The sequence below is a fragment of the Polaromonas jejuensis NBRC 106434 genome, from assembly GCF_001598235.1.
In the GTDB taxonomy this organism is placed as follows: Bacteria; Pseudomonadota; Gammaproteobacteria; order Burkholderiales; family Burkholderiaceae_C; genus Polaromonas; species Polaromonas jejuensis.
Map to the genome: position 1 here is coordinate 25,892 of NZ_BCYO01000027.1, position 23,386 is coordinate 49,277.

22 protein-coding genes and 1 pseudogene are annotated in these 23,386 nt (G+C 60.6%); 5 read left to right on the forward strand and 18 right to left on the reverse strand.

Annotated features, from left to right (window positions below):
- Positions 1–350: 350 nt before the first annotated feature.
- The 10 genes and pseudogenes from PJE01S_RS24750 to PJE01S_RS20540 form a co-directional block, all read right to left on the reverse strand.
- Positions 351–578, reverse strand: a pseudogene (locus tag PJE01S_RS24750) (transposase); the annotation flags it as partial.
- On the reverse strand, positions 579–1,745 hold the full coding sequence (locus tag PJE01S_RS25340) for a hypothetical protein (RefSeq protein ID WP_157090418.1): 1,167 nt from the start codon (positions 1,743–1,745) through the stop codon (positions 579–581).
- A 28-nt stretch (positions 1,746–1,773) separates the two neighbouring features.
- A complete protein-coding gene (locus PJE01S_RS24755; protein WP_084389663.1) occupies positions 1,774–2,442 on the reverse strand; it encodes a class I SAM-dependent methyltransferase in 669 nt (222 codons plus the stop codon).
- A 53-nt stretch (positions 2,443–2,495) separates the two neighbouring features.
- Complete coding sequence (gene wecC / locus PJE01S_RS20510) at positions 2,496–3,737, reverse strand: UDP-N-acetyl-D-mannosamine dehydrogenase (protein WP_068835514.1); 1,242 nt, start codon at positions 3,735–3,737, stop codon at positions 2,496–2,498.
- A gap of 23 nt (positions 3,738–3,760) precedes the next feature.
- Positions 3,761–4,888, reverse strand: a complete 1,128-nt coding sequence (gene wecB, locus PJE01S_RS20515) for a non-hydrolyzing UDP-N-acetylglucosamine 2-epimerase (protein ID WP_068835515.1) — start codon at positions 4,886–4,888, stop codon at positions 3,761–3,763.
- Positions 4,889–5,161: 273 nt separating this feature from the next.
- Positions 5,162–5,917: a polyprenyl diphosphate synthase gene (uppS, locus tag PJE01S_RS20520; RefSeq protein ID WP_068835516.1), complete on the reverse strand. Its 756-nt coding sequence runs from the start codon at positions 5,915–5,917 to the stop codon at positions 5,162–5,164.
- Positions 5,918–5,934: 17 nt separating this feature from the next.
- Positions 5,935–8,133 (reverse strand): polysaccharide biosynthesis tyrosine autokinase, encoded by a 2,199-nt coding sequence (locus PJE01S_RS20525; protein ID WP_245660893.1) that lies wholly within the window; start codon positions 8,131–8,133, stop codon positions 5,935–5,937.
- Positions 8,134–8,201: 68 nt separating this feature from the next.
- Entirely contained in the window at positions 8,202–8,636 is a 435-nt protein-coding gene (locus PJE01S_RS20530; protein WP_068835518.1) for a low molecular weight protein-tyrosine-phosphatase, read from the reverse strand.
- Between the two features lie 28 nt (positions 8,637–8,664).
- Positions 8,665–9,867, reverse strand: coding sequence for a polysaccharide biosynthesis/export family protein (locus PJE01S_RS20535; protein WP_245660895.1), 1,203 nt, complete (start codon positions 9,865–9,867; stop codon positions 8,665–8,667).
- Between the two features lie 137 nt (positions 9,868–10,004).
- Positions 10,005–10,556, reverse strand: coding sequence for a transcription termination/antitermination NusG family protein (locus PJE01S_RS20540; protein WP_084389664.1), 552 nt, complete (start codon positions 10,554–10,556; stop codon positions 10,005–10,007).
- 450 nt (positions 10,557–11,006) lie between these two features.
- Between PJE01S_RS20540 and hemB the strand changes: the two genes are divergently transcribed.
- Both hemB and PJE01S_RS20550 read left to right on the forward strand, forming a co-directional pair.
- Positions 11,007–12,023 (forward strand): porphobilinogen synthase, encoded by a 1,017-nt coding sequence (gene hemB / locus PJE01S_RS20545; RefSeq protein WP_068835520.1) that lies wholly within the window; start codon positions 11,007–11,009, stop codon positions 12,021–12,023.
- A gap of 112 nt (positions 12,024–12,135) precedes the next feature.
- Positions 12,136–13,251 (forward strand): magnesium transporter CorA family protein, encoded by a 1,116-nt coding sequence (locus PJE01S_RS20550; protein WP_068835521.1) that lies wholly within the window; start codon positions 12,136–12,138, stop codon positions 13,249–13,251.
- A gap of 6 nt (positions 13,252–13,257) precedes the next feature.
- Here the strand turns inward: PJE01S_RS20550 and PJE01S_RS20555 are convergent, their stop codons facing one another.
- The 3 genes from PJE01S_RS20555 to PJE01S_RS20565 all read right to left on the reverse strand — a co-directional run bounded on the left by PJE01S_RS20555 (position 13,258) and on the right by PJE01S_RS20565 (position 15,436).
- Entirely contained in the window at positions 13,258–13,905 is a 648-nt protein-coding gene (locus PJE01S_RS20555) for a glutathione S-transferase family protein (RefSeq protein WP_068835522.1), read from the reverse strand.
- A gap of 115 nt (positions 13,906–14,020) precedes the next feature.
- Complete coding sequence (locus PJE01S_RS20560) at positions 14,021–14,704, reverse strand: dienelactone hydrolase family protein (protein WP_068835533.1); 684 nt, start codon at positions 14,702–14,704, stop codon at positions 14,021–14,023.
- Positions 14,705–14,827: 123 nt separating this feature from the next.
- Positions 14,828–15,436, reverse strand: coding sequence for a 2-hydroxychromene-2-carboxylate isomerase (locus PJE01S_RS20565; protein ID WP_068835523.1), 609 nt, complete (start codon positions 15,434–15,436; stop codon positions 14,828–14,830).
- Positions 15,437–15,546: 110 nt separating this feature from the next.
- Between PJE01S_RS20565 and PJE01S_RS20570 the strand changes: the two genes are divergently transcribed.
- Both PJE01S_RS20570 and PJE01S_RS20575 read left to right on the forward strand, forming a co-directional pair.
- Positions 15,547–16,293 (forward strand): SDR family oxidoreductase, encoded by a 747-nt coding sequence (locus tag PJE01S_RS20570; RefSeq protein ID WP_068835524.1) that lies wholly within the window; start codon positions 15,547–15,549, stop codon positions 16,291–16,293.
- A complete protein-coding gene (locus tag PJE01S_RS20575) occupies positions 16,293–16,925 on the forward strand; it encodes a MarC family protein (RefSeq protein WP_068835525.1) in 633 nt (210 codons plus the stop codon). Before PJE01S_RS20570 ends, PJE01S_RS20575 begins: the two co-directional genes overlap by 1 nt.
- Before the next feature lie 72 nt (positions 16,926–16,997).
- Here the strand turns inward: PJE01S_RS20575 and PJE01S_RS20580 are convergent, their stop codons facing one another.
- The 5 genes from PJE01S_RS20580 to PJE01S_RS20600 form a co-directional block, all read right to left on the reverse strand.
- Positions 16,998–17,582 carry a Crp/Fnr family transcriptional regulator gene (locus PJE01S_RS20580; RefSeq protein ID WP_068835526.1) on the reverse strand — a complete coding sequence of 195 codons (585 nt, stop codon included), beginning with the start codon at positions 17,580–17,582 and terminating at the stop codon, positions 16,998–17,000.
- A 27-nt stretch (positions 17,583–17,609) separates the two neighbouring features.
- The gene (locus PJE01S_RS20585) at positions 17,610–18,230 is read right to left on the reverse strand and encodes an ABC-type transport auxiliary lipoprotein family protein (protein WP_339374686.1); all 621 of its coding nucleotides are present in this window, start codon (positions 18,228–18,230) and stop codon (positions 17,610–17,612) included.
- A gap of 98 nt (positions 18,231–18,328) precedes the next feature.
- Positions 18,329–19,261, reverse strand: coding sequence for an MlaD family protein (locus PJE01S_RS20590; RefSeq protein WP_068835528.1), 933 nt, complete (start codon positions 19,259–19,261; stop codon positions 18,329–18,331).
- Between the two features lie 22 nt (positions 19,262–19,283).
- Complete coding sequence (locus PJE01S_RS20595; protein WP_068835529.1) at positions 19,284–20,072, reverse strand: ABC transporter ATP-binding protein; 789 nt, start codon at positions 20,070–20,072, stop codon at positions 19,284–19,286.
- Positions 20,069–21,196, reverse strand: a complete 1,128-nt coding sequence (locus PJE01S_RS20600; RefSeq protein ID WP_068835534.1) for an MlaE family ABC transporter permease — start codon at positions 21,194–21,196, stop codon at positions 20,069–20,071. Before PJE01S_RS20600 ends, PJE01S_RS20595 begins: the two co-directional genes overlap by 4 nt.
- Before the next feature lie 370 nt (positions 21,197–21,566).
- On the opposite strand from PJE01S_RS20600, the gene PJE01S_RS20605 reads away from it, so the two are divergent.
- On the forward strand, positions 21,567–23,309 hold the full coding sequence (locus tag PJE01S_RS20605; protein ID WP_068835530.1) for a GMC family oxidoreductase: 1,743 nt from the start codon (positions 21,567–21,569) through the stop codon (positions 23,307–23,309).
- Positions 23,310–23,386: the final 77 nt, after the last annotated feature.

The following is a 23,386-nucleotide window of genomic DNA, read 5'->3' on the forward strand; positions in this document are numbered from 1 at the left end:
TACAACGTTAATATCGCAAGTGAGAACTGAAGTCGACTTTTGTTTATTGAGCCGTATATTTTTTTTACGTAGATTGGCGAAAGCAGGAATCCTACTATAGTGAAGAATTCATTCGCATATAGTGTTCTTTCTAAACCAATTACCACATGAAGTAGAAAATAAAAATAGAGTAAGGGAAACATCGGGTGAAACTTAGCAGGCTGCCGAAATGCTCACTGCGCTAGCGCAGCAGCTGACTTGAAGCGGTTTATTTTTGCGGTTCTTTTTCATATTTTGAGATGCCAGTGCTTTTTTGAGTTTTTGCTGTCGGTTTAAAGCGCTCCTGCCGCCGTTTTCGCCCCTCACTACGCCTACAGACGGATTTGTCCCAAGGTGCGCATACGCGTCAAGTTGTACGCGGCAATTGTCAGCACAAACATCTGATCGACCCGCTCAAGCCCGCGCACCATGACCTGCCGCATCCGGCCCACCGTTTTGGCCCAGCCAAAGCCCTGCTCAATCAGCTTTCTCTTTTGCTGCGAGACGGCGTAGCCCTCACTTTGGGCGATTGCATCGGGCACCGCCGAGCACCTGCCTGCTCAGGGCGACAACGCCAACTGCTTAGTCACTATGCCGCTTTTTCGGTATAGTAAGAATGATATTGCTAACTCAATAGCGCCGAGAGACAACAGAAGCTTAACAAGGTTTTCTTGTTTAATTTCTACAAATATATAACTAAGAATCGAAACCAATACGAGTCCAAAGAAATTTATTAGAAAATAAACTCTATCTTGCCTCGCCAGCAAAAGTCTTATATTAAAACCAATGCCGAGAGATGTTGCAATACATGTGAAGAACAAAGCAATCCAAAGCCAGTCCGTCATCTTGATTGGAAGATTATTTCTTACTGGAAATAAGTAAAATAAAAAGCATGCAACTATTGTTGAAATCGAAATCACTAACGTTGCTTTTCCTGCGAATTCCTGGCTTAGAAATTTCCGTGTATATACTTGAGAAATTACACGGAGACCACCCCAATATAAATTGAGAAGTTTAAAGTAAGTAAAAAGTTGCATCGTTTGTTCAATATTTCCGAATGTAGAAAATATTGCTACAGGTGCGCTTCGCTGCATTGCGTTAGATACAGGACCCATGCCCGAGGCAACGAGGGTGAAATATTTTTTACCGGACAATCGCCAGGCTTTAGGCGCTGCAGCTATATCCAAATATGAACAACAGATAAAATAGCTTATTAAATATATAGATGCAATGCCTGCTAAAAAAACAACAGCCGAACCTATCTTTAAATCTAGAGCATTTGATATATATACAAACAATATTGGCACGCTGGATTTTAGTGCACTCATTCCTGCAGCTAGCGTTGGCATTGCCTGTCCATATAACGCCGATTCCAATGAAATTCCGGAAAAGCTTGCTGCAAACATTGCTAGGGCGTAGTTTTTGTTTTCAGCAATGAAATACAGTAACACTCCAATTAAGATCAGGACGAAAGAGATTATTAATAACAAACCCCGACTTTGTTCAAAATTATCACTTTTAACTTTATTTTCAGCTGATAGCCGATACAACTCTAACGTCAACCCTATAAAGGCAATTGAACTTGCTACTTGAAAATACGATTCAATCTGTATAAATGCAACTGATTCGCTAGCTGGAAGGTGCTGTGCCAAATATGCAGAACCTAACGAAAAAAAAATTTGCGATGTACCGGAGATAGTTGCAGTAGCAATTAGTTTTTTCAACATAAAATCAAAGTGCTTCAAAGAAAATTTATCACCTTGATTTACTAGCAACGACTACCAACCCCTCTCCGAACTGAGGAAATAGACGCAAGACTTTGTGAAAAATATTTTTAAGAACTCTTTTCCAACCAGTTAAACGATCTATTTCAGAATAAAAAAATAATTGATCAATCTGTAAGTCATAACGACTAAATAGCCTTTTCAGTGTAGAAAATGAGTAGTAAGCGACGTGATCCTCATGAACAGTCTCAATACCAGAAAATAGCCTAAAGATAGTTGTGAAGCAGAATGCATTAGGCACTGTTAGTATTAGTTTACCTTTGTCTCCTATATTATTCGTGTATTTAGTCAGAAATTCACCTGGATTGGAAACATGTTCTAGGACTTCGCCAGCTAGTACAACATCAAAGCGCTCAGTAGTTGGGCTATTTTGATCAGGTGCTACGGCATATAAATTTTCAAAGCCGTAACCCCGCAGTAGCTTTATACCCGCTTCATCCACATCTATTCCGCATAGACGAGTCGCCTTTTTCGCAAGCTGACCGTGCAGCAATGCACCCTTTTCCACTCGTGAGGCTGTCAGACCGGAATCTACACAGCCAACGTGCAGTACAGACTTTCCATCCACTAATTTGATGAGAAGTTCAGCTCTTGAATCTACAAGATTTGACGCCGGAATTCTGTGAAAAAAATCTACCATTTTTATTTCCTTTAAATACTAATTAAAATGCGACAAATATTTTAGGAGTTTGGCTAACATAACACTCCACGTGTATCAATCACAACTTTAGCCAGAACTGCGGATCGTTCAATCAACGCAAATTGCTTATGATCAACCAACACAATCACGATATCCGCCTGCTCGATCGCATTATTCAAATCACATAGTTCACCCGTATCCGTCAGGCCCTTTGGTAGCTGGCTGATATTGGGCTCCACCAGCAAGAGCCTTGCGTCTCTCAGTTTTGCGAGTTCTTGGACAATTTCCACAGCCGGACTTTCGCGCAGGTCGTCAATATTGGCCTTGAAGGCAAGCCCCAGGCAGGCAATGACCGGGTTTTTGTATCGGTCTGCCACAGCCTTCACTCGCTCAACCACCCAATGGGGCTTGTGGTCGTTTACCTCGCGGGCTTGACGAATCAATTTGGCGTGTTCTGGGGCTGCATCCACAATAAACCAGGGGTCTATGGCAATGCAGTGACCACCCACGCCAGGGCCGGGTTGTAATATCTTTACGCGTGGGTGGCGGTTAGCCAGTTTAATGAGCTCCCAAACGTTGATGTCCAGCTTGTCGCAAATCATCGACAGCTCGTTGGCAAAAGCGATGTTGACGTCGCGAAAGCTGTTCTCGGTCAATTTGCACATTTCTGCTGTGCGGGCGTTGGTGATAAAGCACTCGCCGGCCACAAAGAGTTTGTACAAGTCAGTGGCGGCAGCAGAGCACTTAGGGGTCATGCCACCAATGACACGGTCGTTTTGCACCAGCTCACGCAATACATGGCCAGGCAACACGCGCTCGGGGCAGTGGGCTACTCGCACATCAGATTTTTCGCCATGGGTTTGAGGAAAAGTCAGGTCCGGGCGGGCAACCGCCAGCCACCCAGACATCTTTTCGGTGGCGCCCACCGGGGAAGTCGACTCAAGAATGACCAAGTCACCCTTCTTCAGCACCGGGGCAATGGTCTGGCAGGCGGATTCTATGTAACTGAGGTCAGGCTCATGGTTGTCGCCCTTAAAGGGGGTGGGGACTGCAATCAAAAATGCATCCGCTGGCTCGGCAATGGTGGTGGCCCGCAGGTAACCACCTACAACTGCCGCGTGTACGACCATGTCCAGATCTGGCTCAACGATATGGATTTCGCCACGGTTGATGGTGTCAACCGCTTTTTGGTTGACATCAACGCCAATGACTTGCTTTTTACGGGAGGCAAACATGGCTGCGGTAGGCAGTCCAATGTAGCCGAGACCGACAACGGAAATGGTTTCGAATGACATGTTGGTAAATCCCAAGACTATTTTTAGTTGACTGCGAGCAGAGAATCGAGAATGCGCTGACAGGCTTTACCGTCTCCGTAGGGGTTGTGGGCATGGCTCATGCTGCGGTAGGCGTCATCATCAGTAAGCAGCTGGTTTAACTCGCGAACCATATTGGCCGTGTCGGTGCCTACCAGTTTGACGGTGCCTGCTGCGACCGCTTCTGGGCGTTCAGTGGTGTCGCGCATAACCAGCACAGGTTTACCCAAGGATGGAGCTTCTTCCTGAATGCCACCAGAGTCGGTGAGGATGATGTATGCACGACTCATTAGGTACACAAACGGCAAATAGTCCAGCGGCTCGATGAGGTGAATGTTGCTTGTTTGACTTAACAAGCGGTTGACTGGCTCGCGCACATTGGGGTTGAAGTGGACGGGGTAAACGATATCCACATCCGGGTGCTGTTGCGCAACCTGCGTCAATGCTTGGCAAATGCGCTCAAAACCACCGCCAAAACTCTCGCGCCGGTGGCCGGTGACAAGTATCAGTTTGCGCTGGGGGTCAAGGAAAGCGCTGGGTGCGGCAGCTTTGGCGCGCAGCGCTGAGTCGTCATTTAGGCGGGCCACTACGTCTAGTAGGGCATCAATGACCGTATTGCCGGTGACGATGATTTTGTCGCGGGCAATTCCCTCGGCAAGCAGGTTGGCTTGAGAGGTTTCTGTGGGTGCAAAGTGTTTGGCGGCCAGCATGGCGGTGAGCTTGCGATTGCCTTCCTCGGGCCATGGCGAATATATGTTGCCCGTGCGCAACCCGGCTTCTACGTGCGCCACGGGGATTTGCTGGTAATAGGCGGCAAGGCTGGCAGCGAAGGTGGTGGCGGTGTCGCCGTGGACCAGCACCACATCGGGTTTAAACCGCGCAAACACGCCCTTCATGCCCTGCAGAATGGCGGTGCTGACGTCGGTCAGGTCTTGCCCCGGCTTCATGATGTTGAGGTCAAACGTGGGATGGATCGCGAACAGGTCAAGCACCTGGTCGAGCATCTCGCGGTGCTGGCCGGTAACGCAGATGGCTGACTCAAACCGAGCGTCAGCCGCCAAGGCCAAGGCAAGCGGGGCCATTTTGATGGCTTCGGGGCGGGTGCCGAAGACTGTGAGGACTTTTAAGGCCATGGACTATTGGGCTTTTATGAGATGTTTATCAGGCATCACTGTGCAGTTTGATGCGGTCCAATTCCAATGGACGGGTGCAGCTCGGCCAGGATGGCTGGTTGGCGAGGACATGGACTGCCGCGTTTCGCTCGCAATGACGCCCGTTGCGAAGTCAAGGTCTGGTATAAAACCGGGTTGCTAACGCCTGTCGAGCCGACGTAGTCAGTGCCTGTTTTCATGGGCGTGACTATTTTTGTCGACAAAGTGGCGGCACTAAAGCACAAGCGAAACTGCCTAGCCCACGGCAAGCTGGCTAATCAAGGGTTTTGGCGTAGCTTCGGCCCCGCCAAAGCGGCGGTCGCGCTGGACGTACCAGGCCAGGGCCTGATCGAGCGACTCGGGGCTAAAGTCGGGCCACAGGGTGGGGGTGAAATACAGCTCGGTATAGGCGCTCTGCCACAGCATGAAGTTGCTGATGCGCGATTCGCCGCCGGTACGAATGAGCAGGTCGGGGTCGGGCGCGCCGGCCAGGCTCAGGTGCGGGCGCAGGGCGTCTTCGGTCAGCGCGCTGGCGGGTGCACCGGGGTTGCTGGCGTGCCAGGCCTGCATGGCTTGCAGCATGTCCCAGCGCCCCCCATAGTTGGCGGCAATCGTCAGGGTGATTTGAGTGTTGTGGGCCGTCATGGCCTCGACGTTGTCCATCAGCTTTTGTAACCGGGGCTCAAATGCGCTGCGGTCGCCCATGACCTTCAGGCGCACGCCTTTCTTGTGCATGTCGCTGGCTTCTTTTTGCAGGTAGATCAGGAACAGGCCCATCAGGCTTGAAACTTCGTCGGCCGGTCGTTTCCAGTTTTCGGTGCTAAAGGCAAACAGTGTGAGCCAGCGCACGCCGCGTGCCGAACAGGCTTCCACCAGACTGCGCACGCGCTTGGCGCCGCTGGCGTGACCGATGGCCTTGGGCAGGCCGCGCTGGCTGGCCCAGCGGCGGTTCCCATCCATAATGACGGCGATGTGCTGCGGTACGGCGGCGGCGGTGGAAGTCTGGAGCATGGTAACGGGGCCTCGTCTCAGTACTGGTAATTGGTGTAGCGGTATTTGCCGTACTTGTAGCCCATGCCATAGCCGTAACGGCGCTTGGTGGTATTGAGGTCGTTGAAGATCACGCCGCGGGTCTGCACGCCACTGTGCGACAAGCGCTTGGCGGATTCCTGCAACTCGCCCAGACTGGTGACCTCCGCCCGCGCCACCATGAACACGGCGCCGGCCAGCGGCGCCAGGATGGCGGTATCTGACGCGGCCAGCACGGGTGGGGTGTCGATGATGACCAGGTCATACTGGCCGGCCAACTGCTTCAACAGGGCTTGCGTCGCAGGGGTCATCAACAGCTCGGCCGGGTTGGGCGGCAGGGTGCCGGTGGCCAGAAAGTCCACGTTGGGGGCAACGTTGTGACGCAGCGCGTCGGCCAGCGGGACGCTGCCACTCACCACTTCGCTCAGGCCACGCTCGCGGCCCTGGCCAAAGTACTGGTTGAGGTGGCCTTTGCGCAGGTCGGCATCGATTAGCAGTATTTTCTTGTTGGCCGCGCCCAGCACGGCGGCAAAGTTGACGCTGGTGAACGACTTGCCAATGCCGGGCGTGGGGCCGGTAATCAGCACGATGTTGTTGCTGGCTTCCAGCATGGCGAACTGCAGGGCGGTACGCAGGCTGCGCAGGCTTTCCACCACTGGGTCTTGCGGGTCGATCACGGCCAGCACGTGGGTGCCGGGGGTTTTGACCTTGATGGCTTTGGCCTGCCGCACCTGCGCATCGGAATGCGGCACGGTGGCAAACACATGCAGGCCGGCGTGTTGCTCGATGTCGGTCGGGTCCTTGATGCCGGGGCGCAGGCTGTTGCGCAGGAACGCGAGAGCCAGGCCGGCCAACAGGCCCAGCACGGCGGCTAACGCCACCACTTGGGCGCTCTGGGGCTTGACGGGACGCTCGGGCACGGCGGCCACGTCAACAATGCGCACATTGCCGACCTTGCCTTCCTTGACCAGGCGCAGTTGTTGAAAGCTGTTGAGCAGGTTGGTGTAAAGCTCGTTGTTGACCTTGACGTCGCGCGTCAGGCGCAGCAGATCTTGCTCCACATTGGGGAAGGTCTTGACCTTGCCGCTCATGGCGCCGAGTTCGCGATTGATGCTGTTGATCTGGGCGTCGATGGTCTGGATGCTCGGGTGCTGGGCGGTAAAGCGGGCTTCGAGCTCCTTGCGCTTTTGCTGGAGTTCAATCAGGCTGGTTTGAAGCTTGATCCCCTGGTCGAGTATCACCTTGGCCTCGGTTCCGAGGTCAAAGGTGCCGTTTTGGTTGCGGAACTGGTTGAACTTGTTTTCTGACGCTTCCAGCTCCTTGCGCAGCTGCGGTAGCTGAGTGTCGAGGAAGTTGATGGATTTTTCGGCCTCGGCGGCCTTGCGTTCGACGTTCTGGCGCACATACAGGGTGCCGACTTCATTGAGTACCTTCGCGATGCGTGCCGGGTCTGCCCCTTGCAGGCTGGTGCTGATCACGCCGGACTGTTTGCCCTGTTCGGCAATGTTCATGTCCTTTTGCAGCATCTCGGTAACGCCCAGGCGGGAGAAGCGTGTGAGATAAAACTCAGCACCCGGTTTGCCCAGCGCGCTGGCCACCAGCAACTCGCCGGACTGCCCCTCGTGCTGGAAGCGCAGCGGCTGGCCAAGGCTACCTTTGCCCAAGCTGTCGCCTTCGGGCGAGCGCAGTTCGAAGCCCTGGGCGGTCAACGCGACGGTATAACGCTTGCCTTCCAGGGCTGGCGGCACTTTCAGATAAGCCACTTGCAGCGCTTCGGTGCCGCTCACATAGCCGCCCATGCCCAGAAAACCGGGGCTGGAGGGCTCTGTGGCGCGACTAGCCAGCCAGCGGCCAACGAGGGGCAGGTATTTGGGTTTGACCTCCATATCGAGCTGGAGGTTAGCAACCGCCTGGCCGACCACCAGGCGCGAACGTAAAATCTCGATCTCTGCGGTGGCGGGCGACTTGATGTCAAACATGCTGCCCATGTCACCCAGCATGCCGCCCATGCCGCCGGCTTTGCTGTCTTCGACCTGGATCAGCGTGTTGGCTTCGTAAATGGGAGTGCTTAACAGCGCATAGGCCACGCCAAGGGCAAGGGCCACCGCGGTCACGCCGGCAATCAGCCAGCGGCTGTCGAGCACGACGTCGAGCAGTTCGAGCAGGTTGATCTCGTCGCCCTCGTCGGGTGGGGACATCTGTAAGGTCGAAAGATTGGGTTGTGGGGCGTTCATTCGCGGGTTACTTTTCTTGAATGGGGGCGGTGTCAGCCCAGTTGCCGGATGCGCGGGGCCCAGTCGGCCACGCCTTGGGCGATAGCGGCGTAAGCGGTTTCAAAGGCGTCCCGGGGCTGGCGGTAAGGATCGGCAATATCGAACTTGCCGAGCTCGCCGAGGCGGAAGACCTTGCCGCGCACCAGGGGGTACTGTTGCTCGACTTCGGCTTTGTGGCTTTGCTCCATGACCAGAATCAGCTCGGCGGTCTGGCACATCCAGCCGACCAGTTGCTGGGCGCGGTGGGCCGACAAGTCCACCCCATGCGCCGCGGCGACTTCAATGGACAGGGGGTCGGCCGGGTTGCCCACCAGCGCGCCCAGCCCGGCGGACCAGATGGTTTTTTCGGGGAATTGCTGCTTCAGCAAGGCTTCGGCGATGGGGCTGCGGCAGATATTGCCGATGCACAGCGTCAGGATGTGCTTCATGAAAAAGCTTTGTGGGGCTGCGACGGCATCACTTGCCGATGCCACTGGTGGCGTTGGCAGTCTGCGCGCTAGGCAACAGCAGACTGAGCACGCGGTTGAAGCGGACCAATGACGTAGGATCAACAAACACCACGTCCCGGGCCTTGAGGTCAAAACCTTCAGCCAGGGCATAGGCGGCAGGCGTGCGGGCATCGAGGTGATAAACCTCTGCATTGCCCGCCGCACCATTGCGCAGCACAAAGATCTGGCGAGGATCGCCTGAAAGTTGACTGACGCCTCCGGACTCACCGAGTGCTTCGCTGAGCGTAAGCTGGCCATTGCGCAGCGGCATGGCGGTCGGTTTAAACACCTCTCCAAGCACAAAAACCTTGGATTCGTCACGGCTGAGCACCCGCACCATATCGCCACCTGCCAGCAAAATGCTGCTCGGATTGACACCCAGCTTGGCCAATTGCGGGAAATTGACCTGGGTGGTACTGCCTGCTCGGGTAATGCTCACTGTTGACCGGTCTGCCGTTTCGGAAAAGCCCCCCGCCCGGCCAATCGCCTCAGGCAGGGTCAGCGGAATGTCGTTCACCGATTGAACGCCTGGCTGTCGAACCTCACCCTCCACATACACCCGCCCACTGCGATAGGCTTGAACACGCAACGTCATTTGCGGATTTTTAATGTACTTACCGAGTTTGGTAACCAGTGCTTCGCAGGCTTGGGACTCCGTCAAGCCGGCGAGCTTGATATTTCCGGCGTAGGGAAATTGAACGAAGCCGTCTGTGCTGACGTTGTATCCATTGCCAACACTGGAGAGGCTGGCAGCGTCGGTCGTGGAATTGGAGGCCGCCGCTGCCAGGGTTAGTTCCGGATGATCCCAAACAACAATATTGAGCACATCACCTGGCCCGATGGTGTAAGGCTTGGGCACACCAAAAAGTCGCTTGACCTCTAGTCCGACCTCGGTTGCCAGTTGTGCGCGCTGCATGCGGATGAGGTCTGGCGTGATGGGGAACAGCACGCCGGTTGCCGGCTTGCCGCCGGCCGCATAGCCGCCCTGCCCATCAGGCACGGGTTCATAGGCGCGCAGCCATTGCGGCAATGGAACGCCACTGCCTGAAGCCGCCTCGCCGCCACCGGCGCTGCTCATGGTGATGCCCGGCGCATAGGCGCAGGCGGTCAAAATACTGCAGGCCAGCACGAGGCCAAGCCGTGAAAACCAGGGGGATGCCATTACCGTCATTGAAAAAGCTCTGGATAAAAACACAAGAGTAACAACCTATTTTTGACAGGAAAATATTGAAACGGGCAGGCTACCGCAGTGTTTGGCGCCTTTTCGGCTCTAAACACCTTCAAAACCTTCACCCCACCCGTCGCTGGCTAGGCCAACTCAAGCTGGTGGTGTTCTACCTGCAACGTTTTCTGCCCACCCAGCAGTTGCAGCAGCAAGGTCACCCGCTTGGCAGAGACCGACTTGACCAAGCCTTCGAGACCGCACAAACCGCAGTGGCGCAAGCGCACCTGTTGCCCGGGCAGAAAGGGACTGATCTCGCCGAGATCCGCCCGGTTACGCTCGGCCTCGCAGGCCTGGATGGCCAGAAGCTGCTCTGGTTTTAACAGAGCAGGATGAAGCCCAAATGACAGGACGAAGGACACACCGCGCGTTGAGCGGGCGCCCGAAATGGACTGCCCGACGTGACCCGGCCTGAAAAACACATAGCGGGGAAACATGGGCTCAAACGCCGAAAGCGCCCCGGCAGACGACTTTTTGAAGGTTTTGTACCGGGGAAGATAGGCCTCAAAGCCCTGCTGCTCAAGATTGGCAACGGCTACCTGCTCGCGCTTGGGCTGGGTGTAGACAACATACCAGTTGCCCTTATCGCCGATTTTCGACGATTCGGCGATCGCGTATTTTTCGTCCTCGGCTACCATGCGCACTCGCATGCGCATAGCGTAATTCCCCGCTTTTTAAACACCCAAGCACTCTTTTTACATTGTTTAACAGATTCAATTTTACTAGGGTTGCCATAGCCAAGCCCCCCTTGAGCGCCAACTGTTACGTGTAAAAAGTCACAAGACCACCATTCATTAAAGCCGTAAACCCTTTAAATTACAGCCATCGGATGACATCAGCCTTTGATGTTTTGCCAAAAGTCGTCAATAACTCATAAAATCATCACCCCAACGAACAGGCAGTCCAGTGGTCGTTAAACAACTATCGATTGAGTGATCAGGCCGCTGTGGATTCCCGCCTTCGCGGAATGACGGCAAGCCCTGTTGGCATGCGAGCCAACCTTCAGGACGAACGGCTTAACTGAACGGTATTGACGCCTGCGCCATTTACTTCGCGTCATCCACGCAAAGCTTTGGCACAATTTGCCCATGACATTGCACGCCTCCAACTTCGCCCCCTTCCCCATGGGCCGTCCCCGGCGCCTGCGCCGCGACAGCTTCACGCGCAACCTGGTCCGTGAGCATGCACTCACTGCCCACGACCTGATCTACCCGGTGTTCGTGCACGAAGGCCAGAACCGCCGCGAGGCCGTGGCGTCCATGCCCGGCGTGGAGCGCCTGAGCCTGGACTTGCTGCTGCCGGTGGCCGAGGAATGCGTGAAGCTGGGCATCCCGGTGATGGCCCTGTTCCCCGTGATTGACGCGTCGCTCAAAACCCCGGACGGCAAGGAAGCGCTGAACCCCGAGGGACTGATCCCACGCGTGGTGCAAGGCCTCAAAAAAGAATTCCCGGATCTCGGCGTGATGACCGATGTGGCGCTGGACCCCTACACCAGCCACGGCCAGGACGGCATGCTGGATGAAACGGGCTACATCCTGAATGATGAAACCGTTGAAATCCTGACCGGTCAGGCCATCACACAGGCCGAAGCCGGCGTGGACATCGTGGCGCCCAGCGACATGATGGATGGCCGTATCGGCGCCATCCGCCAGGCGCTGGAAAGCCAGAGCCTCATCCATACCCGCATCATGGCCTACAGCGCCAAGTACGCGAGTGCGTTTTATGGCCCTTTCCGCGACGCGGTGGGCTCCGCCGCCAACCTCGGCAAGAGCAACAAAAAGGTCTACCAGATGGACCCGGGCAACAGCGACGAGGCTCTGCGCGAAGTGGCGATGGACATTGCCGAAGGCGCCGACATGGTGATGGTCAAGCCCGGCATGCCCTACCTGGACGTGGTGCGCCGCGTGAAGGATGAATTCCAGGTGCCGACCTTTGCCTACCAGGTCAGCGGCGAATACGCCATGCTCAAGGCCGCCGCCCAGAACGGATGGCTGGACCATGACGCCGTGATGCTGGAAAGCCTGCTGGCCTTCAAGCGGGCCGGCGCCGACGGCGTGCTGACCTACTTCGCCATCGACGCGGCCAGAAAACTGCGCCAGGGCTGAAGAGCCAAGGGCTTCACAGGCCCCGATTTACTATCAAAAAAGTAGCTGGATGCGCCCGTAAAATAAGCGCTAGAAGCCGATTTTGCACTTCAACGCAGGGGTTTGAGCTTTTATGCGTGTTTTCACCATCACCGCCGGCAGCCAGGGCGTCAGCGAAACCGATGTCCTGCCCACCCAGCTGCCGGCGCAGGGCTTTGTCTGGATGGCCTGCGCACGGCGCGAGTTCGAGGTGCTGCAGGCCCAAATCCAGGCCACCCTGCAGCTGCTGTGCGGCACCCAGCTGGTGGACCTGCACGTGGCCGACCTGCTGAACAACCAGTTGCCCTCGCATTACGACTACACCTCACAGTACGACACGCTGGTGTTCCGCCGCCTGGCCGCCGGCAACACCGAAACCGACCTCGCCCAGCCCGGCGAGCCGCTGCACCAGCGCCCCAAGCGCGGCGGCCCCCCGGTGCTCAGGCGCATTGACACCAGCCCCGTGGGTTTCGCCGTGTTTGACCAGGTGCTGCTGACCGTGCACCCCACCGACTGCAACGTGCGCGATGCCTATGCCGCCAGGCTGCTCAACGCCACCAGCACCGAATCGCGCGCCAGCGGCGTCAAGCTGCCGGCCAGCCCGGCCGACCTGATGCTGCGCATCGTCAACCTCATGGTGGACGGCTACCTGGAACTGCGGCGCGAGCTCACGCGCCAGCTCGACCACTGGCAGCACGAACTGCTCAGACCCGGCACGCGCTTTGCCAACTGGAGTTCGGTGCTCGATGCCCGGCTGGCCATGCACCAGCTCGACGAAATTTGCGAAGACCAGCGCTCGGCACTGCAGGACTGGATCGACTCGCTGGAGACCTGGCCCGACGCCGAGTCCCCCGGCACCCAGCGCGAACGCGAACTGCTCAAGGTGCGCTCGCGCGACGTGCTGGAACACATCGAGCGCGTGGTGCACCATGTGCGGCGCATGGAGCAAAGCGCCGAAACCGCCGTGCAGATGCATTTTTCGGCGCAAAGCAACCGCACCAACGACATCATGCGCACGCTGACGGCACTCACCGCCGTGTTCCTGCCGCTGAACCTGATCACCGGATTTTTCGGCATGAACTTCGAGTTCCTGCCCATCATCCATACCGCCGCCGGATTCTGGTGGACCTTCGGCTTCATGGTGCTGCTGGTGGTGGTGGTCGTGGCCGTGTTCTGGCGCAAACGCTATCTGGCGCGAACCAGCCGCTAAGTCCTTTCAAACCCAGGGTTGGGCCAGCCCTTCGGCGGCAAAAGTCCTGATCACCGCCGGGCGCGCCAGCACGCGCTGCAAATAGGGCCCGAGCTGCGGCCGGGTCCGGGCGGGCTGGCCAAAGTTGCGGGTCCAGCGGCACAGCATCATGGCGTAGGCGTCCAGCGCCGTGTAGGCGTCCCCGAGCAGCCACGGGCCGCCATGGCGTGCCAGTTCCCTGTCCAGCTGGTCCAGCAGCACGCGCACCCGCCCTTCGGCATGGGTCTTGAGCTCGGCAGCGCCGGCCGGGTTGCTGGCGTTCATCCAGCGCTCGGGGTAGAAGTAAATGATCAGCGTGGCCTGCAGGGTGTTGGTCAGCCACATCAGCCATTTGTAGAAATGCGCGCGCTCAGGGGTGCCCAGCGCCGGTGCCAGAGCGGCTTCGGGGTAGCTGTCGCACAGGTGCAGGCAGATCGCCGCCGACTCGTAGAGCACCAGATCGCCGTCGGTGAGCGCCGGGATCAGCCCGTTCGGGTTGAGCTGGAGGTACTGCTGGGTCTTGTGCACGTCCTGGCTGCGATCCACCAGCACCAGCTGGAACGGCACGCCTATCTCTTGGAGCAGGACATGGGGCGCCATGGCGGCTGTGCTGGGGTAGTAATGGAGCTGGATCATGGTCGGATGGCGGCTTGTGCCGCCTCTCTATTTGCTATAGAAATAATAGCATTATACGCCTGTGCTACAAGGACTGGCGACTCAAAACCATTGCATTCCGGGCTGCCAGCCGGTGTCAGCCCAGATGCTGGCCGAAGAACGCCAGCGTGCGCTCGCGCGCCAGTTTGGCCGCCGCCGCGTTATACGAGCCGCGCTGGTCGCAGTTAAAGCCGTGGTTGGCGTTGTAGACATGCACCTGCACGCCGGGCTGGCCCTTTTTGAAAGCCTCCACGGTGTCGAGCGGAATCCAGTGGTCCTGGTCGCCAAAATGGGCCAGCACCGGCACCCGCGGCTGGCGCGCAGCTTCCGCCTCGGCCGTCATGCCGCCGCCGTAATACGGCGCCGCGGCGGCGAGGCCCTTCAGGCTGCAGGCGGCGCGCCAGGTCAGCAGGCCGCCCCAGCAATAGCCCACGATGCCGACCTTGCCGCCGCTGGCGGCGTAGTCGATGGCGGCCTGCAGGTCCTGCATCACACCGGGTGCGGGCAGCGCCTCGACGGCCGTCTTGAGGCCGAAGCCCGCGTTCATGTCGGCCTCGGTGTAGCCCAGTTCCACGCCGGGTTTGACGCGTTCAAACGTGGCCGGCGCCACGGCCAGGTAGCCCGCGGCGGCGTAGCCGTCGGCAACCGAGCGGATGTGCGAGTTGACGCCGAAGATTTCCTGCACCACGACAATCGCGCCGCGCGCTTTGCCGGCGGGTTGCGCCACGTAAGCGGGCACGCTGAAGCCGTCGGCGGCCTTGAGATTGATGAATTGACCCATGATGTTCAAGCTCCTGTGAAATGATGGTGTGGGTTGTGTGGCTTGCTTAAAAAAAGCGGGTAGGGCTGGCGCGAAGTGCCGCGCAAGGCCTTGACTGTAAGCCTTGACTGTAAGGCCCGGCCCTCAGGCGCGCGCCGCCAGTTTGCGCTCGACAAAGTCGAGCCTGTCCTGCCCCCAGAACAGTTCGCCGTCCACCACATAGCTGGGTGCGCCAAACACGCCCGCCTCAATCGCCTGCTGGGTGTTGGCCTCGTAGCGTTCCTGCGCCGCCTGGCTGTAGGACTGCTCCAGCCGCGCAGCGGGCAAGCCGCACTCGGCCAGCAGTTCTGCCAGCACCTTCTCACTGGCAATATGGCGCTCCTCGGCCCACACGGCCTTGAAGATCGCCGCGCCCATGCGCATGGCGGCGTCGCTGCCATCGTGCAGGTCCACCGCAATGATCAGCCGCGACGCGTCGTCGCCCGACACCGGAAAGTATCTGGGCTTGGGGTTCAGCGGCGCCCGGAGGTAGTCTGAATAGCGCCGCAGTTCCAGCAGGCGATAGGCCTGGCGCTGCGGCGCGCGCTGGCCCAGCGGCAGCCCGCCCGAGATCGGAAACACCTTGCCGCCCAGGTCTATGGGCAGCACGCGCACCGTGGCGCTGGCCTGGCGGGCAATCTCGGCAAAACGTGCGTGGCCGAGGTAGGTCCAGGGACTTTGCGGCGTGAAGTAATAATCCACAATCTTGCTCACAGCAGCCTCCGGTGGCAAACGTTCATGGTGCGGGTCTTTCTTTACAGTACATTGATTTGCCTCAATTCCGCTTTTTACCCGGGATTGGCATTTTTTGCAGGAGGTCCGGTTTGTCCAAGCTTGTTTTGATCACGGGTGGCTCGCGCGGCATTGGCGCGGCAACGGCCCTGCTGGCCGCCCGGCAGGGCTACGCGGTGGCCGTCAACTACGCGGCCAACTCGCTGGCCGCCGATGAGGTGGTGCGGCAGATTCGCCAGGCGGGCGGCCAGGCCATGGCGGTGCAGGCCGATGTGGCCCGTGAAGCGCAGGTGCTGGCGATGTTTGAAAAGATCGATGCCAGGTTCGGCCGCCTGAGCGCACTGGTCAACAACGCCGGCGTGGTGGACCAGACCACGCGCGTCGATGCGATCACCCAGGCGCGCCTGCAGCGCATCTTCGAGGTCAATGTGTTCGGCTCCTTTTTGTGCGCCCGCGAAGCCGTCAGGCGCATGAGCACGCGCTACGGCGGCGCGGGCGGCGCCATCGTCAATGTCTCCAGCGCCGCGGCGCGGCTGGGTTCACCCGGCCAATATGTGGACTACGCGGCCGCCAAGGGCGCCATCGATACCTTCACGCTGGGGCTGTCCAAGGAAGTGGCGGCCGAGGGCATACGCGTCAACGCGGTGCGGCCCGGCATCATAGACACCGACATCCACGCCTCGGGCGGCCTGCCTGATCGCGCGCGCGAGCTGGCACCGCAAGTGCCCCTGCAACGCGCCGGCACGGCCGAAGAGGTGGCCGAGGCGATTGTCTGGCTGCTGGGCGAGCAATCGAGCTACACCACCGGTGCGCTGCTTGATGTGGCGGGAGGCCGCTGATGGATTTCAAACCCCTGGTCACGCTGCTGGCCATCGTGAATCCGCTGGCCATCGTGCCGTTTTTCATTCACTACACGCAGGGCTTTTCGCGGCCCCAGCGCAAGCGCACCATTATTACCGCGGCGTTCAGCGCCTTTGTCGTGATCGCCATCAGCGCCTTGGCCGGCCTGCGCATCCTGGAATTCTTCAACATCTCGCTGGCCAGCTTCCAGGTCGGCGGGGGCATGCTGCTGCTGATCAGTTCCATGAACATGCTCAACGCCCAGCCCGCGGAAGCCAAACCGCTGACCAAGGAGCTGGAAGACGGCGCGGAAAAGGCGGCCATGGGCGCCAGCATCGCGGTGGTGCCGCTGACCATCCCGCTGCTCACCGGCCCGGCCACCATGTCGACGGTGGTGATTTACGCGGAAAAAGCCAAAACCATTGTCCAGCTCGGCACCCTGGTGGGCTACGGCGTGGTGGTTGGCCTGGCGACGGCGCTGTGCTTCTCGCTGGCCGAGCCGATTGCCCGCGTGCTCGGCAAGACCGGCATCAATGTCATGACCCGGCTCATGGGCCTGATCCTGGCGGCGCTGGCCGTGGAGGTGATGGCCGACGGCCTGGGCAAGCTGTTTCCCATCCTGCACGCCTGATCGCCAGGCGTGCCGCCCCCCTGGGATAAGGCCAATAACGGCCTCCAGCCCTTGTATACAGGGCGTTAACAGCTATCTTTTTCGAAGCAACCTGACCAGGTGGTTGCTGACATTGCGCAGGCGCTGCGCCATCAGCTGGGTGATTTTGACCATCAGCTTGGCGCCCACGCCGGGATGGTCGCGAATCAGCAGGGCAATCTCATGCCGGCCCAGCGCCGCGGCCTCGACCGCCTCGATGGCGATGCAGCTGCTGTAGCGCGGCTCGCTGTCCAGCATGGACATTTCCCCCATCGCCGCGCCGCGCCTGAGCACCGCGACGCGCGAAACCGCGACCTCCCTGGGAGCCTCATTGGCCAGCCCATCGTCCTGCGCCTGTGCGTTCGCCTCGGCGACGCTCTGCATGCGCTTGGTCACGTCCACCGTGCCCTTGAGCAGCAGCAGCATCCAGTCGCCGGCATCGCCCTCGCGGATCAACACCTGGCCGGGCTCGGCACGCACCAGCCGCATGGAGGCGCCCAGAATGTCGGCCTCGGCCGGCGTGAAGTCCTGCAGCAGCGGCGCGTTTTGCAGCAGGTCGGGACCGTAGTCGCTGATCCGCTCGCAGCAACCGAACACATGCAGACCGGCCGCCTCCAGTTGTTCTTCTAGCGTCTTCATGGCGATGCCTTCATCGGAAAGCGCGGTTCAGCGTACCGCCGCCTGCTGCAGCCACTGGTCCAGCTCCTCAATGGCGGCGTCGGTGGCGGCTGTCAGCGCGCGCACGCCGCCGGGCGCATCGGCTGTGGGCGCGGGCCGCTGCGCCACCACCTGGCGTTGCGCGATCAGCTTTTCACCGGCGGGCGTGACCTCCACCAGCGTGGCGCGCAGGCGAATCAATCCAACGCTGCTGTCGGGGGCGGTGAACAGCTGGCTGAACTCCTCCAGGTCCAGCCGCAACAGCAGCGGCAGCACCGCGCCCTGGCGGCGGTTGAGGGCCACGCCCTCGCCGGCGTTGAACACGGCGCGGCGCTGGCCCAGCTGCTCGCGCAGGCGCTGGCGCACGAGCTGCGCGGGCGGCATGCTCCAGCGCGCCTGCGCGTAGGGGCGCAGCTGCTGCGCGTCGGCGTAGCCCAGGCGGTACAGCAGCGCCATATTGTCCAGCGCACCGCCGGAGGTCACGATGTCCTCGATCGCCAGCGGCGGCAGCGGCGCCTGGCCTGTCGCGAGCGAGGTGGGCGGGGTGGACAGGACGCCAGGCCCGAAGTCGTACATGCTGGCGCGCGTCGGCTTGTCGGGCAGACCCGAGCAGCCGCCGAGCAGCAGCATCGCCAATACCAGATAAAAAACAGCTCCCGCCCTTGATGGACGAGCGCCAGAAGCTATTGAATTCATAGCAAACGGATGACTGAATAAAGGGCGTGGCGTCATTTGCTGGCTCCGGTGGCGGAAAATCCGGCTTCGCCCGGGCCGGGTGGCGGCCGGCCATTGCCAAAAATCAGCGCCTGGGGGTTGTCGTCCATCGTGCTGACGGTACGCCGCAGCTGGCGCATGGCACGTGCCGTTTCATCGGCCACGACGCCCAGCTTGGGCAGCGTGGCTGCGCTGAAGGTTTCCACGCCGGCCGTCAGTGCCGTGCCGCCTTCGGAGAGCTTGTCGAGCGGCCCGCCTTTTTCATTCAGCCGGCGTGCGCTGATGTTGACTTCGTCGGTGGCGGCTTTCACGGAGCGCAGCGTCGCGCTGGCGTCACGCGACAGGGCCGGCAGGCTGGCCACGGCGGGCTCCAGCCCCTTGGCCACGCGGTTGACGCTGCCCGCCGCTTCACCGACCTGCGTGACGGCGGCGGTGATCGTCTGCAGGTTCTCGTCGGTCAGCAGCTTGTTCAGGCTGGCACTGGCCTGCTCCACATGGTTCAGAATCATCTCGCTCTGCCGCAGCAGTTTGTCGATGCCGCCCGGCCTGAGCGGTATGCGCGGCGGATCGTTGTCATTGGGCACCAGCCGTTCCGCCGAGCCGTCGTTGTCATCGAGCTGGATGAAGCCCAGCCCCGTCACGCCCTGCGAGGCCACCGTGGCAAACGTCGACTTGGTGACCGGTGCGCCGCGGTCTATGGAGACGCGAATCAGCACGTTGCCCTTGACCTTGCGGTCAAAGCCTATGAGCTCGACCTTGCCGACCGGCACGCCGCGAAAGCGCACGGCGGCCTGCGGCTGCAGGCCGGAAATGGTTTCGCCCGTGCTCATTTCATACAGGTCGCGCTGGGTGCTGTCGCGCGTCAGCCAGACCGCCAGCAGCGCCAGCAGGGCCGTCACCACCAGCACAAATACACCGGCGGCCAGGGCATGGGCTTTGTTTTCCATGTTGAAAACCTTTCAGCGTCGTCTATATGGTGAAGGGGTACTCGCGCAGCAGTTCCATCGCGCGTTGCCCCCTTTCACCCAAAAAAAACTCGTGGATGAAGGGGTGCGGAAAGGCCACCACTTCCCTGGGCACATCGTTGACGATGACCCGCTGCTCGGCCAGCACGGCAATGCGCGTGCTGAGCTCAAACAGCGTGTCGAGGTCGTGCGTCACCATCACCACCGTCAGTTCCATGTCGCGGTGCAGCGCACGCAGCAGGGAACAAAAGCTGTCGGAGCTCTCCGGGTCCAGCCCGGCCGTGGGTTCGTCCAGCAGCAGCAGCGGCGGATCCATGATGAGCGCGCGCGCCAGCGCCACCCGCTTGATCATGCCGCCCGACAAATCGCTGGGCATCTTGTCGGCCGCGTCAGGCCCCAGACCCACCATCTGCAGCTTGACCATGGCGGCCTCGCGGATCAGCGCATGCGGCAGGGTTTTGAGCTCGCGCAGCGGAAAGGCAATGTTCTCCAGCACGGTGAAAGCCGAGAACAGCGCGCCCTGCTGGAACAGCATGCCCACCCGGCTGGCAGCGCCGTGCTTGCCCAGTTCGGCGGCCGGTTTGCCCAGCACGGTGATCTCGCCCTGGCTGGGGTGTTCCAGCCCCAGGATCTGGCGCAGCAGCACCGTCTTGCCGGTGCCCGAGCCGCCCACCAGCGACAGCACCTCGCCGCGCGCCACCGTGAGGTCAAGGTCCTTGTGCACGACCGATTTCCGGTCGCCGTTCTGGAAAACGGTCCAGAGCTTGCGGATTTCAACCACCGGGTCACTCATATTCCGACACTCTTGAACAGCACGGCAAACAGCGCGTCCACCAAAATGACGACGGTGATCGAGGTGACCACCGAGGCCGTGGTGCCCTGCCCCAGGCTTTCGGTATTGGGCTTGACGCGCAGGCCGTAGTGGCAGCCGACCAGCGCAATCAGCAGGCCAAAGACGACGGACTTGCCGGTGGCCAGGGTCAGGTTGGACACGTCCACCGCGGCGGGCAGCGTGTTGATGAAGAACGAGGGCGAAACCCCCATGGAGATGTTGGCGGCCAGCATGCCGCCCAGCAGGGCGGCCAGGGTGGTCCAGACGCTGATCAGCGGCATCACCAGCGCCAGCGCCAGCGCGCGCGGCATGACCAGCCGGAAGCCGCGCGCAATGCCCATGACGCGCATGGCGTCCAGCTCTTCGGTGACGCGCATCACGCCAATCTGTGCCGTGATGGCCGAGCCGCTGCGCCCGGCAATCAGGATGGCCGCCAGCACCGGGCCCAATTCGCGGATCAGCGAAATGCCCAGAATGTTCACGATGAAGGCATCGGCGCCGAATTGGCGCAACTGCTGCGAAATCAGGTAGGCCAGCACCACGCCGATCAGAAAGCCCACCAGCGCGGTAATGGGCAGCGCCGTGGCACCGATGTGGTACAGGTGGCCGGAGAGATCGCGCCAGGGCCCTTGCTGCGGATGCCTGATGAGGCGGATGATGTCGAGCAGCAACTGGCCGATCAGGCGCAGCATGCCTCTGGCCTGGTCGGCCTGGCTGAACACGCGGTGACCCAGCACGATGAGCGGCTCGGTCCAGTCGGGTTTGCGTGCTTTCGGCGGGCTGCACGTGAATTTGGCGACGGTTTCCAGCACCGCCCGCTGGCTGGGCGCCATCTGCACCTCGGCCGGCCAGGCGCGGCCCCAGTGGTTCCACAGCACCTGGGCGCCCAGGTAATCGAATTTTTCAAGCGGTTCCAGATTCCAGCGGCTGGCCGACGCCTTGCCGCGCAGGCCCTGGAGCTGCGCCGTCAGCGCCTCCCAGGCCGCCTGGCCGGTGAGGTCCGCCGCCGTCCAGGCCCCCCGCACGAGCAGCACCCGGCCATCGGCGGTGTCCTGCTGTTCGATGCGGGGCGTGGATTCTTCCATGAGCATGTATGAGGCCGGGCGCGGCCGGCAAGGCCGCCAACGCGCCAAACGCAAAATTGTCATGGTAACTGCTCGATGGAAAAATGCAGGCCCGGCGAGCGGGCTGTCGTTTCGGTCCTACAGGCCGGCCGGGCGTGGCCGGCGCGCTCACGGCGGGCCGTGGCGCGGCAGGCGGTGCGAGCACCGCCGCCAGCGGGTAATCCCCGCCGCCCGGACGCGCCTTGTTTTGCCACAATCAGACGCTGGTGCGCCGGTCAGCCCCGCGTTAGGTGGCGCAGGCAAGATGCGCCAAGCGCCCCCCTGATCCGGCGGTAGCGGCCATGCCGCCCCGCAGGCCAGGCGCCGTCGACAACCGGGAGACAAGGCCTACATGCAAGACGAGACACCCATTTTTGACTACATCATCATTGGCGCCGGCACGGCCGGCTGCCTGCTGGCCAACCGCCTGAGTGCCGACGCCTCCAAGCGCGTGCTGATGATAGAGGCCGGCCGCAAGGATGACTACCACTGGATCCACATTCCGGTGGGCTACCTGTATTGCATTGGCAACCCACGCACCGACTGGCTCTACAACACCGAGCCGGACGCCGGCCTCAATGGCCGGACGCTGCGCTACCCGCGCGGCAAGACGCTGGGCGGCTGCTCCAGCATCAACGGCATGATTTACATGCGCGGCCAGGCACGCGACTACGACCAGTGGGCGCAGCTGACCGGCGACAGCGCCTGGGGCTGGGACAACGCCCTGCCCCATTTCAAGCTGCACGAAGACCACTACAAGGGCGCTGACGCCATGCACGGCGCGCGCGGCGTGGCGCCCGAGCTGATGCAGGACAAAAGCAACCCCTACCAGAAGATACTGCGCCACCGCAACGCGGGCGGCGAATGGCGCGTCGAAAAACAGCGCCTGCGCTGGGACATCCTGGATGCCTTCGCCGAGGCGGCCAGCCAGGCCGGCATCCCGCACACGCCGGACTTCAACCGCGGCGACAACGAGGGCGTGGGCTACTTTGAAGTCAACCAGAAAAAGGGCTGGCGCTGGAACACCGCCAAGGCCTTCTTGCGGCCTGCCTGCCTGGGCCGGCCGAATTTCGAGCTGTGGACGCATGCCCAGGTGTCCAGGCTGGTGATCGAGGCCCAGCCCGACGGCGGCAAGCGCTGCACCGGCGTGGAAGTCTGGACCGGCCAGGAGCGCATGACGGCGATGGCCACGCGCGACTCGGAACACATGAGCGAGGTGCTTCTTTGCGCCGGCAGCATAGGCTCCCCGCAAATTCTGCAGCTCTCGGGCATAGGCCCGGGCGCGCTGCTGCAGCATCACGGCATTCCCGTGCTGCAGGACCTGCCCGGCGTCGGCGCCAACCTGCAGGACCACCTGCAAATCCGCTCGGTCTACAAGGTGCAGGCCCCCGAAGGCAGCAAGCGCTGGGGCCTGTCGCTCAACACCATGGCCAACTCCTGGTGGGGCAAGGCCCGTATCGGGCTGGAATACGCGCTGCGCCAGACCGGCCCCATGAGCATGGCGCCGTCGCAGCTGGGCGCCTTCACGCGCAGCTCGCCCGACCGCCCCTATCCCAATATCGAGTACCACGTGCAGCCGCTGTCGCTTGAGGCTTTCGGCGAGCCGCTGCACAGCTTCAATGCCTTTACCGCCAGCGTCTGCAACCTCAACCCGACCAGCCGCGGCAGCGTCCACATCAAGAGCGGCCGCTTTGAAGACGCCCCGGCGATTGCACCCAACTACCTGAGCACGGCCGAAGACCGGCAGGTGGCGGCCGACTCCCTTCGCGTGACGCGCAAGATCGTCAGCCAGGGCGCGATGGCCAAATACCAGCCGGAAGAATTCAAACCCGGCGCCCAGTTCCAGACCGACGAAGACCTCGCCCGGCTGGCCGGCGACATCGCCACCACCATCTTCCACCCGGTGGGCACCACCAAGATGGGCCGTGCAGATGACCCGATGGCCGTGGTGGACTCGCACCTGCGCGTGCGCGGCATACGCGGGCTGCGCGTGGTCGATGCCGGCGTGATGCCGCTGATCACCAGCGGCAACACCAATGCCCCCACGCTGATGATTGCCGAGAAGGCGGCGCAGTGGATACGCGACGGGGTTTGACACGCGCAGGCCATGCCCCCGCCATTCCGGAGCCGGCCAACAATTCTTCACAAGGGGGCGGGAAATCCCCAATGCAC